Here is a 12,414-nt window from a genome sequence, read left to right on the forward strand (position 1 = left end):
GTGCCCGCCCCGCGCCTCCCGTCCGGTCGTCCGTCGACCGGGAGGCACGGTGACGGTCCGCCCCGCGCCTCCCGTCCGACGACGTCCCGTCAGGCCGCGCCGAGCACCCTCCGCCACGCCGCCGTCAGCGTGTCGTACTCCTCGTCCGTCAGGAGGTCGCGGACGCCGGTGGCGAGGACCGCCGAGCGGACCGCTTCCTCGGCCCCGGCGCGGTCGCGGAGGTGTGCACCGCCGTGCTTGACGGCCTTGCCGGCTTCCTGCGCCGCCTCGATCTCGTCGACGCGACCGGCCTCGCCGGCGGCGTCGAGTGCGTGCTTCCACGCGGCCAGCAGGTCGGCGTTCGTCACCATCCGGCCGTCGGCGCCGCCCTGGATCGCGAGCGAGGCGCTCGCCTCCGGCACCACGATCTGCTCGTCGGCCTTCCAGACGACGTCGAGCGCCTCGGCCTCCTCGGCGGTGATCTGCCCGGCACGCTCGATCATCGACTGCAGTGCGGTGTTGCTGGTGTCGTCCGTCACGGTTCCCTCTCCGACCGAACGCGCTCGCGTGGTCGCTCCCATCCTCCTGACGCCTGCTGGGAGGACGCGGCACCGGTCGTTCACCCGGCAGCCACCGGCCGGACGCCGGGATGCTGAACAGTCGTGCAGGTCCCCCTGACCTCCCCGAGAAGGACCCTGCATGCACACCCCCGCCCTGCGGCTCGGTGCCGGCCTCGCGACGGGCATCGCCCTCGCCGCCGGCGTGCTGACCGCGACCCCCGCCGTCGCCGCGGTCGGTGACGACGACCCGACCGTCGGCGCCCGCGTCACCACCGGCCCCGCCACCGGGCTCGCGATCAACGAGGTGGAGTCGAACGCCGACGACACCGACTGGGTCGAGCTGGTGAACACCTCGTCCGCCGCGATCGACCTGAGCGGCTGGCGCTTCCTCGACTCCGACTCGTCGCACACGGCGTACACGCTGCCGCAGGGCTCGACGATCGCCGCCGGCGGGTACCTCGTCGTCGACCAGGAGACCACCACCCGGTCGGGCTTCGACTTCGGGCTCGGCGGTGCCGACTCGGTGCGGCTGTACGACGCCTCCGGCACGCTGACGCTGCGGTACGCGTGGACGACGCACGCCGCCGTGACGTACGGCAGCTGCCCGGACGGCTCCGGCACGCTCGTGGACACGACCGCGTCGACGAAGGGCGGACCGAACGACTGCTCGTCGCCCGTCCGCATCAACGAGGTCGAGTCGCAGGGTGGCACCCCGGGTGACTGGGTGGAGCTGACGAACGTCGGGACGACCACGGTCGACCTCGGCGGGTACGTGCTGCGGGACGGCGAGGACGACCACGCCTGGACGGTCCCCGCCGGCACCACCGTCCCGCCGGGCGGGTTCACCGTGCTCGACGAGGCGCAGGCCGGTGCGGACTCCGGTACCGCTCCGGGGGCCGGGGCCGGGGCCGGGACCGGGGCCGGGTTCGGCTTCGGGCTCGGGAAGGCCGACGGTGTGCGGCTCTCGGATGCCCGCGGCGTCCTGGTCGACGGGTACTCGTGGACCGCGCACGCCGCGACCACGTACGGCCGGAACCCCGACGGCACCGGCGTGTTCGCCGAGACGGCCGAGCCGACGAAGGGCTCGACGAACCGCTTCGCCGGCGTCGTCACCGCCGAGGCGTGGCCCGGCGGCCCGGACGAGACCGTCCTGGACGCCGAGGACACCTTCGCCGGTGACCTGAGCGGCCTCGACTGGACGTCCTCCGCCTCCTCGCAGGACGGGCAGCTCTGGGCCGTGCAGAACGGGGACGGGCTGCTGTACCACCTCGTCCCGGACGGCCGGGACGGCCGGGGCGGCTGGGCTCCGACGAACACCGCGGGCGTCGACCTGCGGTACGCCGACGGCACCGGGACGCCCGACGCCGAGGGCGTCACCGTCACGGCCGACGACCCCGGCGCGGTGTACGTGTCGACCGAGCGCGACAACGACGTGTCGAAGGTGAGCCGCCCCGCCGTGCTGCGCTTCGCGACCACGGACGGCTCCGAGTCGGTCCTGCGCGCCACGGACGAGTGGGACCTCGCCGCGGACTTCCCGGGCCTGGGCGCGAACGCCGGGCTCGAGGGCGTGACCTGGGTGCCCGACGCGTGGCTGACGTCCCGCGGGTTCGTCGACCAGCACACCGGTGCGACCTACGCGCCCGCCGCGTACCCGGGGCACGGCGAGGGGCTCTTCCTCGTCGGCGTCGAGGGCACGGCGAGCGTGTACGCCTACGCGCTGATGGACGACGGCTCGTCCCAGCGCGTGGCCACGATCGCGACGCCGTTCTCACTCGTCGCCGAGGTGCAGTTCGACCCGACGCTCGACGCGCTCTGGGTCGTGTGCGACGAGGCGTGCTCCGGCCGCACCGCGCTGTTCGACGTGCAGGACGGGGCGTTCACGCTCGCGACGCTGTACGAGGCCCCGGCGAACGCCGACCGGACGCTCGCCAACGAGGGCTTCGCGATCTCGGGGCGCTGCGTGGACGGTGCTCGGGCGACCTTCTACGCCGACGACAACGACACGAACGGCGCTTCGCTGCGCGCCGGGACGTACCCGTGCGACGCGGTGGAGGAGCCGGGCGACGGCGACGGCGGGGTTCCTGCTCCGGGTGACGGGGAGACGCCTGCGCCCGGTGGCGGGGAGACGCCCCCGCCGGGTGACGGCGGCGGCAGCACCCCGGCTCCGGGCACGGGTGGCAGCAGCCCGGCCCCGGTCCCGACGACTCCTGGCCCGACGACTCCTGGCCCGACGGCTCCGGGTCCGGCGGCGCCCGCGGCTCCGGTCGCGCCGGACGTCTCGGCGCTCGTCGACGGGAACCGCGGTTCGGTCTCCGCGCCGTCGAACGTCCGTGCGGGCAGCTCGCTGACGATCGACGTCGGAACGCGGTACGCCGGGGAGCGCGTCGCGGTCTGGCTGTTCTCCGAGCCACGACTCCTCGGGACGCCGGTCGTCGCCGCGGACGGCACGGTGACGGTGGCCGTCCCCGCCGACGTCCCGGCAGGGAAGCACCGCATCGCGGTGGTCGCGTCTGACGGCACGGTGCTCGGGTGGACCGGGATCACGATCGAACCCGCGACGGGGTCGCTCGCGTTCACCGGTGCCGAGCTGGGCGGTGGGATCGCCGCGGCGCTCCTGCTCCTGGCAGCCGGTGCGGGTGTCCTCGTGGCACGCCGTCGTCGGACGGTCGGCTCGCCGGCCTGACGCTGCACGACCCGACCGACGCCCCCGTCGTCCCACCGGACGGCGGGGGCGTCGGTGCCTCCGCGATGGCGTCCCAGCGCCGCGATGGCGTCGGTGGCTCCGCGGTAGCGTCGGGGGATGCGCTCCGAGGTCCTCCGCTACACCGCCTTCGCCGCCGAGCCCGGGGGCGGCAACCCCGCGGGGATCGTGCTCGACGCCGAGGGGATGACCGACGACGAGATGCTCGCGGTCGCGCAGGAGGTGGCGTACCCGGAGACCGCCTTCGTGGTCGCGCGGACGCCGGACGGCGCCCGGGTGCGCTACTTCTCGCCGGCCGCCGAGGTCCCCTTCTGCGGACACGCCACCGTCGCCACCGCCGTCGTGCTCGCCGAGCGCGAGGGGACCGGGGCCCGGGTGTTCTCGACGGCCGCGGGGGACATCGCGGTCGACGCCACGACCGCACCCGACGGCAGTGTCCAGGTCGCGATGACGAGCGTCGAGCCGTCGACCCGTCCGATCGATCCCGTCCGGTGGGAGCGGCTCGCCGCCGTGCTCGGGCTCGTCGACGGTGACGTCGCCGAGGGGTTCCCCGTGCTCGAGTCCTCCGCCGGCAACCGGCACCCCGTGGTCGTGCTCGCCGACGTGGAGCTCTTCCACCAGTTCCGCTTCGACCCCGCCGCGCTCGCCGCACTCAAGCGGGAGTACGGGTGGGAGGGCACCGTCACCGTCCTGCACCGGACGGGTCCGCTCGAGTTCGAGGCGCGCAACCTCTTCCCCGCCGGCCGGATCACCGAGGACCCGGCGACGGGCTCGGCGGCGGCCTCGACCGGTGCGTACCTGCGCGCGGTCGGCGCGGTGTCGCCCGGGGCACGCGTGGTGATCCGGCAGGGTCGACACGTCGGGCGTCCGAGCGTGCTGCTCGTCGACGTGCCCGAGTCCGGCGGCATCACGGTGACCGGCGGCGCCACCCCCATCGCCTGACCCGGCGGCACCGCCTGCGCGCGACGCCGGGCGCCCGTTCCTCCCCCTGACGCCCGCGATGCTCGGGCGCCCGTTCCTTCCCCTGACGCCCGCGATGCCTGACGCTTCCGGGCGTACCTGGTCGTTCCGGCAGACCAGGTACGCCCGTTCCGACCAGGTACGCCCGCTCCGACCGGGCACGCGCGACAGCTTCGAGCCCGCGCGGACGCCGCGGGCCCCGGCGCGCACGGGACCACCCCGCGCCCGCGGGGCCGTTGCCGACCCGTGACGGAAAGTGCTTGACACGAATAAGTCCATCCGTTGTACTAATCCTGCGCGCGGGTGACGGAGCCCGCGGACATCCCGTGCAAAGGAGCACCGATGAAACGCCGCACCCGAATCATCGCCGGACTCGCAGCCGTGGCAGCCGCCGCGGTCGGGCTGGCGGGTTGTTCCAGCTCGGGCTCTGCCTCGAGCGACACGATCAAGATCGCCTACCAGAAGTTCGGTGCCTTCCAGCAGCTCGACGCCCAGATGAAGGTCGTCAAGCAGGAGTACGAGAAGGCCAACCCCGGCAAGAAGGTCGAGCTCGTCCCGATCCAGGCGCAGGAGGACGACTACGCCACGAAGCTCGCCCTCATGAACCGCGCCCCCGCGACCGCTCCCGACGTCATCTACGAGGACACCTTCCGCATCAAGGCGGACGCCGACGCCGGGTACCTGCTGCCGATCGACCAGTACACGGAGAAGTGGGACGAGTGGGACCAGTTCTACGACAACGCCAAGCAGGCCGGCGAGGGCGAGGACGGCAAGATCTACGGCGTCCCGATGGGCACCGACACCCGCGCGCTCTGGTACAACAAGGACATCTTCGAGAAGGTCGGCCTGCCGGTCCCGTGGGAGCCGAAGACCTGGGACGACGTGCTCGCCGCGGCGAAGACCATCAAGGAGCAGGACCCGGACGTCATCCCGTTCAACATCTACTCCGGCAAGGCACAGGGCGAGGCCTCGACCATGCAGGGCTTCGAGATGCTGCTCTACGGCGCGGACGGTGACGGCAACACGCTCTACCAGGACGGCAAGTGGGTCGTCGGGTCGAAGCAGTTCGAGGACTCGCTGCAGTTCATCGAGGACGTCTACCAGGGCGACCTCGGCCCCACCCCGCAGCAGGCGCTCGACACGAACATCGGCACCACGATCACGCAGACGTGGCTGCCCGAGGGCAAGCTCGCCATCGACCTCGACGGTTCGTGGCAGTCGGGCACGTGGCTCGAGACGGGCACCGCTCCGTGGAAGGAGTGGAACGACGTGATGGGGCAGGCGCCCTTCCCGACCCAGAACGGCCAGGAGCCCGGGTACAACTCGATGTCCGGCGGGTGGACGCTCTCGGTCGGTGCGAAGTCGAAGGACCCGCAGGCCGCGTTCGACTTCATCACGATGTTCCTCGACAAGGACGGCTCCATCAAGTACGACGCCGAGAACAGCCAGATCGCCGTCCGCAAGGACGTCGCCGAGGACCCCGAGTACACCGGCGCCAACCCCACGTTCGAGTTCTTCTCCGGCTTGGTGGAGCACACCAACTTCCGCCCGGCGACGAGCGAGTACGCGCAGGTGTCGAACGCCATCCAGGTCGCGATGGAGTCCGTCATGACCGGCCAGCAGTCGCCGTCCGAGGCCGCAGCCGTCTACGACAAGGCCGTCGAGGGCGTCGTCGGCAAGGACGGCACCGTCGCTGCCGGTCAGTGACGTGACCGTCTGATGGACGGGAGGCGCGGATCACCCCGTGCACCGCGCCTCCCGTCCGACCCACCCCACCTTCGGAACCCCTCCGCACCCGGAAGGCATCCACGTGTCCAGCACCCCTCTCGCGCCGACGCTGTCGGCGCCCGGCGCGCCGAAGCGCACCGAACCACCCGTGCCGCGCAAGCGGCGGCCCCTCCGGAACGCGACGCGGGTCGTCCCGCTCCTGCCCGCCGTGGTCCTCCTCGTCATCTTCCTGCTCGGGCCGGTCATCTCGTCGTTCTACGGATCGTTCACCAACGCGGCCCTGACCGGCGTCGATGCCGCGAACCAGCAGTTCGTCGGGTTCCAGAACTACGTCGAGCTGTTCCAGGACCCGGACTTCCCGAAGTCCGTCGTCCTGACGATCGTGTTCCTGCTCGCGTCCGCCGTCGTCGGGCAGAACGTGCTCGGTCTCGGTCTCGCGCTCCTCATGCGCAGCGCGAACAAGCTCGTCCGCGCGGTCGTCGGAACCTTCGTCGTCGCCGCGTGGGTCCTGCCGGAGATCGTCGCCTCGTTCGCCGCGTACGCCTTCTTCCACGACGAGGGCACGCTCAACTCGTTCCTCGCCTCCATCGGGATCAGCGGGCCGAACTGGCTCTACACGTACCCGATGATCGCGGTCATCCTGGCGAACGTCTGGCGCGGTACCGCGTTCTCGATGCTCGTCTACTCCGCGGCCGTGCAGGAGGTCCCCGAGGAGATCACCGAGTCCGCCGAGGTCGACGGCGCCACCGGCTGGCAGCGCCTCGTCTACATCACGCTGCCGGTGATCCGTCGGTCCATCTCGACGAACCTCATGCTCACGACACTGCAGACGCTGTCGGTCTTCACCCTCATCTTCGTGATGACGGGCGGCGGACCCGGCACCAACTCGTCGACCCTGCCGATCCTGGCGTACCAGGAGGCGTTCCAGTTCTCGCAGCTCGGCTTCGGGACCGCGATCGCGACCATCCTGCTCGTGGTGGGGGCGGTCTTCTCGATCATCTACATCAAGGCACTGAAGCCGGAGGTGGACTGACCATGGCCCTCACCGCTGACCGTCCCGTGTCCGACGTCACCCGGTCCGTCACCGCGCCGGGCGCCCTGCACATGACCTCTCCGCGGGGGCGCACCCTCCGCTGGGTGTCGAACATCGTCCTGCTCGTCATCGCCGTGTGCTTCGCGGTGCCGCTGCTCTGGCTCGTGCTCGCCTCCGTCGACGCCCAGGCCTCGCTGTCCGTGAAGATCCCGTCGCAGTTCACGCTCGACAACTTCACCCAGGTGCTCACCCCGGAGCTGTCGTTCATCCCGCTCGCGAACAGCCTGCTGCTCTCCGGCGGCACCGCGGTCGTGACGGTCGTCGCGGCGCTCCTCGCCGCGTACCCGCTGTCCCGGTACAAGATGCGGGTGAACAAGCCGTTCCTGTACAGCATCCTGTTCGGCACCGGCCTGCCCATCACCGCGATGATGGTGCCCGTCTACGCGCTGTTCGTGTCGCTCAACCTCATCGACAACATCTACGGCTGCATCTTCTTCCTCGCCGCCACGAGCCTGCCGATGGCGATCTGGATGGCGAAGAACTTCATGGACTCGGTGCCGATCTCGCTGGAGGAAGCGGCGTGGACGGACGGCGCCTCGATGTTCACCACGCTGACGCGCATCGTCGTGCCGCTCATGCGTCCGGGGATCGCCGTCGTGTTCATCTTCGTGTTCATCCAGGCGTGGGGGAACTTCTTCGTCCCCTTCGTCCTGCTGCTCTCGCCCGACAAGGTGCCCGCCGCGGTGAGCATCTTCAACTTCTTCGGGCAGAACGGGGCCGTCGCCTACGGGCAGCTCGCCGCGTTCTCGATCGTGTACTCCGTGCCGGTCATCGCCCTCTACGTGCTCGTGTCCCGCGGCCTCGGTGGGGGCAACGCCCTCGCCGGCGGCATCAAGGGCTGACCGCGCCCCACGCTCGCCGGGCACCACGCCCGACCGTCCCTGCTGGAAAGGAACCACCTCCATGCACCACGACGAACCCCTCGTCGAAGCTCGGATCGCCCGTCTCGTCCGGGACCGCATCGACCCCGCCGTGCACCGTCGCTCGGCGCCGGTCACCGTCGACGCCTGGCAGGTGCCGGACGAACCGGTGCCGTTCGCCGAGGCCGTCGCAGCCGAGTACACGCCGTTCCGCGTCGGTGACGCCTGGGGAGCGCGGCCGTGGGGGACCACCTGGTTCCGCGTCCGCGGCACCGTGCCGGAGGACTTCGGCGTCGACCCCGGCACCACCGTCGAGCTCCGGGTGGACCTCGGCTTCTCGAAGCGGCAGCCCGGGTTCCAGGCCGAGGGGCTCGCCTGGCGCACCGACGGCTCCACGATCAAGGGCATCGAACCGCGGAACGACACCGTGCCCGTCGAGGTCGGCCCCGGCGGCACGTTCGAGGTCTACGTCGAGGCCGCCGCGAACCCGGACATCGGCGGCGACGACTTCCAGGGGGCGACCCCGCTCGGCTCGAAGACCACCGCCGGCACCGAGCCGATCTACCGCCTGCGCGCGCTGGAGCTCGTCGAGCGGGACGACACCGTGTGGGAGCTGCAGCAGGACGTCTGGGTGCTCCGCGGACTCATGGCCGAGCTGCCGACCGACGGCACCCGGGGCGCAGACATCCTGCGCGGGCTCGAACGTGCGGCGGACGCCCTCGACCCCGACGACGTCGCCGGCAGCGCTGCCGCGACCCGCGAGGTGCTCGCGCCGCTGCTCGCCGTGGGGGCGGCCGGGTCCGCCGGGCGCGCCGTCGCCGTCGGGCACGCCCACATCGACTCCGCCTGGCTCTGGCCCGTCCGCGAGACGATCCGCAAGTGCGCGCGCACGTTCTCGAACGTGCTCGACCTGATGGACCAGGACCCCGACTTCACCTTCGCCTGCTCGTCGGCGCAGCAGTACGCCTGGATCCGTGACGGCTACCCGTCGATCTGGGCGCGCATCAAGCAGCGCGTCGCCGAGGGGCGGTGGATCCCGGTCGGGGGCATGTGGGTCGAGTCGGACACGAACCTGCCCGGCGGTGAGGCCCTGGCCCGCCAGTTCGTCGCGGGCAAGCGGCTCTTCCTCGAGGAGTTCGGCATCGACACCCCCGAGGCCTGGCTGCCCGACTCGTTCGGCTACACCGGAGCCCTGCCGCAGATCGTCCGCGCCGCCGGGTCGAAGTGGTTCGTCACGCAGAAGCCCTCGTGGAACGAGACGAACGTCATCCCGCACACGTCCTTCCACTGGGAAGGCATCGACGGCTCGCGCGTCCTGACGCACCTGCCCCCGGCGGACACCTACAACTCGGACGTCTCGGCGGCCGACCTGCACCGCGGCGAGCGCGGGAACAAGGAGCGCGGCGTCGCGAACACGTCGATGCTGCTCTACGGGTTCGGCGACGGCGGTGGCGGACCCACCCGCGAGATGGTCGCGGCAGCACGGCGCCAGCACGACCTCGACGGCTCGCCGCGGGTCGACCTCGGCACCCCCGCCCAGGTCTTCGAGGAGCTCGAGCGCGTCCTGCCGGAGCCCGCCGTGTGGTCGGGGGAGATGTACCTCGAGTTCCACCGCGGCACCTACACGTCGCAGATCCGCACGAAGCAGGGCAACCGGCGCTCCGAGCACCTGCTCCGCGAGGCCGAGCTCTGGGCGGCCACCGCGGCCGTGCGACTCGGCGCCGAGTACCCGTACGACGAGCTCGAGTCCGTCTGGCACACCGTGCTCCTGCAGCAGTTCCACGACATCCTGCCGGGGTCGTCGATCGCCTGGGTGTACGAGAACGCCGAGGCCGAGTACGCGCGGGTGGCGGAGGTGCTCGAGGACCTCATCGGTGCCTCGACGACCGCGCTCGCGAGCGGTGGTGCGCCGGCGCTCGCCGGGGTCGGGGCGTCGGCGACCGCCTTCGCCGGGGACGGTGGGGCGCCGCTCGACGTTCCGCGTGGTCCGGGTGCCGCCGGGACCGGGGGCAGCGCCGAGGGCGGGACGGTCGTGCGCTTCAACGCCTCGCCGGTCGCAGCGGGCGGGGTGACCGCCCTGGGGGGTTCCGCCGTGTCGGCGACGGAGGCCGTGCCTCCCGTCCGGAGCGGTGACCGCTTCGTCCTCGGCACCGGTGTCGTCACCGCGACCGTCGACGCGGAGGGCCACGTCGTGTCGTTCGTCGACCACGCGACCGGACGCGACGCGATCGCGCCCGGCGCTGCCGCCGCGCAGTACACGGTGTTCCGCGACACCCCGAACCAGTGGGAGGCGTGGGACATCGACCGCGCCTACCAGCGCAGCGGGACCGTGCTGGCGGCGGCCTCCGTCGAGGTGGTCGGCGATGCGCTCGTCGTGACGCGTCCCTTCGGCTCGTCGTCGGTGACCACCCGGTACTCGGCCGTCGCCGGGCAGCCGGAGCTGCACGTCGAGACCGAGGTCGAGTGGCACGAGCAGCAGAAGCTCCTCAAGCTCGCGTTCCCGCTCGACGTCCGGGCGTCCGTCGCGTCGAGCGAGATCCAGTTCGGGCACATCGACCGGCCGACGCACCAGAACACCTCGTGGGACATGGCGCGCTTCGAGACCGCCGCGCACCGGTGGGTGCACGTCGCCGAGCCCGGCTTCGGGGTCGCGGTGGCGAACGACTCCACGTACGGCCACGACATCACCCGCTCGACCCGGGCCGACGGCGGGACGACGACGCTGGTGCGGGAGTCCCTGCTGCGCGCGCCGACGTTCCCGGACCCGCACGCCGACCAGGGGCACCACCTCTTCCGGACGGTGCTGCGCGTCGGGGAGTCCGTGCTCGACGCGGCGGACTCCGGGTACCGGCTCAACCTGCCGGTGCGGTCCGTGCCGGGGTCGGGGTCGGCCGACGTGTCGCCGCTGGTCGTCGTGTCCTCGCCGCAGGTGCTCGTCGAGGCCGTGAAGCTCGCCGAGGACCGCTCCGGCGACGTCGTCGTGCGGCTCTACGAGGCCTCGGGCGGTCGGGCGTCGGACGTCGGGGTGTCGTTCGGGTTCGACGTCGCTTCGGTGGAGGCCGTGGACCTGCTCGAGCGGCCGCTCGGCTCGGGGACGTGGGCGGCCGGGGAACCCGTCGTGCTCACCCTGCGCCCGTTCGAGATCGTCACGCTGCGGGTGCGGCGGGCCTGAGGCCACGCCGACCCCGTGGCAGCGGGGCGGCGGCGCTGGGCCCGAGGCAGCGGGGCGGCGGCGCTGGGCCCGAGGCAGCGGGGCCGGCAGAGAGACAGCGGCGCCGGGGGAGCACGGGTGCGTTCCCCCGGCGCCGCGTCGCGCTTGGGCCAGGCTGCGCCGCGCTGGATTGTGCTGGCCTCCCGCTCGTAGAAGGCCGATCCGCGTGTAGGAGACCGAATCGCGCAAAGGGGACCGTTCCTTCCCGCTCCCCATGCGCGATCCTGCCTCGTACTGCGCGTGTGATGGGCTCGAAGGAACGTCCTGCACAGACGCAGCGGTCGGGAGGCTCGTCCACATCGTGCGGGCATGCTGGCCTGTGCAGTCCCGCCCTTTGCCACGGTGGGAGACATGGAAGTGCCCCTCGCCATCTACCGAGCCACCTGCACGAACGACGCCGGACGTTCCGGAGCGACGCTCCGCCGCCGGGCAGCCGACGACGGTCCCGACCGACTCGTGCGCGTCGGACCGAACGCGTTCGTGCGGGGTACGGAGTGGGACGCTGCAGGGCCTCGACGCCGCTACGTGACCCGGGTCTTCGCGAGGCTCGGTCGTCGGAGCGTGGCAGCAGTGGGCTCGCACGTGTCCGCTGCTGCGGTGCACGGGCTGCCGTGGCTCCACGGCTGGCCGGACGACGTGCACCTGACCGTTCCCAAGACCCAGTACCGCAGCGGGACGAAGGGTCTCGTCCTCCACTCCAGACCCGTGCAACCAGGTGACGTGATCGGCCACGCGGGCTTGCGGTTCACGTCCGTCGCGAGGACCGTCGCCGACGTCGCACTGCAGGGAGATGTGCGAACCGTGGTCGTGCTCGCCGACGCGGCACTGCGGCAGGGGCTGCGGAAGGGCGACGTCCACCGCGCTCTGGGCGGGCTCCCCCACCACCGAGGGCGAGCTCTCGCCGCTCGCTCGATCGAGTTCGCCGATCCTCGGTCAGGGTCACCGGCGGAGTCGCTTGCTCGTGTGGTGTTCTGGGAACTCGGGTTGCCGGCCCCGGTCCTGCAGCAACGGTTCGACGTGGACGGGCATCGTCACGAAGTCGACTTCTGGTTCCCGGAGCAAGGGGTGATCGTCGAGGTCGACGGACGGGTGAAGTACTCGCAGGAGCGGTACCGGAACGGAAGGACCGCAGCTCAGGTCATCGTCGACGAGAAACGCCGACACGAGCGGTTGAGTGCCGTGCCGGCCGTCCGCGCGATCGTCCGTCTCGAGTGGCGAGACCTGTGGGACCTCGACGCACTCTCGTTCCGGTTGCGGGCTGCGGGGCTGCCCTGCCGAGCGCGACCGGTCCGCAGCGCGCGCGGTCTGACGATGTGACCAGG

Annotated in this window: 8 protein-coding genes; 7 read left to right on the top strand and 1 reads right to left on the bottom strand. The window is 72.0% G+C overall.

Translation table 11 applies throughout. From position 1 onward, the window contains the following. Positions 1–89: 89 nt before the first annotated feature. Positions 90–518, bottom strand: a complete 429-nt coding sequence (locus ACIQFY_RS14380; RefSeq protein WP_209685343.1) for a hypothetical protein — start codon at positions 516–518, stop codon at positions 90–92. A gap of 160 nt (positions 519–678) precedes the next feature. On the opposite strand from ACIQFY_RS14380, the gene ACIQFY_RS14385 reads away from it, so the two are divergent. The 7 genes from ACIQFY_RS14385 (at position 679) to ACIQFY_RS14415 (ending at position 12,409) form a co-directional block, all read left to right on the top strand. Next, positions 679–3,222: a lamin tail domain-containing protein gene (locus ACIQFY_RS14385; protein WP_400340675.1), complete on the top strand. Its 2,544-nt coding sequence runs from the start codon at positions 679–681 to the stop codon at positions 3,220–3,222. A gap of 117 nt (positions 3,223–3,339) precedes the next feature. Further along, positions 3,340–4,182: a PhzF family phenazine biosynthesis protein gene (locus ACIQFY_RS14390; RefSeq protein ID WP_066656827.1), complete on the top strand. Its 843-nt coding sequence runs from the start codon at positions 3,340–3,342 to the stop codon at positions 4,180–4,182. A gap of 360 nt (positions 4,183–4,542) precedes the next feature. Beyond that, positions 4,543–5,907, top strand: a complete 1,365-nt coding sequence (locus tag ACIQFY_RS14395; protein WP_066656825.1) for an extracellular solute-binding protein — start codon at positions 4,543–4,545, stop codon at positions 5,905–5,907. Between the two features lie 103 nt (positions 5,908–6,010). After that, entirely contained in the window at positions 6,011–6,961 is a 951-nt protein-coding gene (locus ACIQFY_RS14400; RefSeq protein ID WP_374109582.1) for a carbohydrate ABC transporter permease, read from the top strand. Between the two features lie 2 nt (positions 6,962–6,963). After that, on the top strand, positions 6,964–7,863 hold the full coding sequence (locus ACIQFY_RS14405; RefSeq protein WP_400340678.1) for a carbohydrate ABC transporter permease: 900 nt from the start codon (positions 6,964–6,966) through the stop codon (positions 7,861–7,863). A gap of 61 nt (positions 7,864–7,924) precedes the next feature. Beyond that, positions 7,925–11,053, top strand: a complete 3,129-nt coding sequence (locus ACIQFY_RS14410; protein ID WP_400340679.1) for an alpha-mannosidase — start codon at positions 7,925–7,927, stop codon at positions 11,051–11,053. Between the two features lie 390 nt (positions 11,054–11,443). Beyond that, on the top strand, positions 11,444–12,409 hold the full coding sequence (locus ACIQFY_RS14415; protein WP_400340681.1) for a hypothetical protein: 966 nt from the start codon (positions 11,444–11,446) through the stop codon (positions 12,407–12,409). Positions 12,410–12,414 lie beyond the last annotated feature (5 nt).

This window comes from Curtobacterium sp. NPDC092190 (genome assembly GCF_044755625.1).
Lineage (GTDB): Bacteria > Actinomycetota > Actinomycetes > Actinomycetales > Microbacteriaceae > Curtobacterium.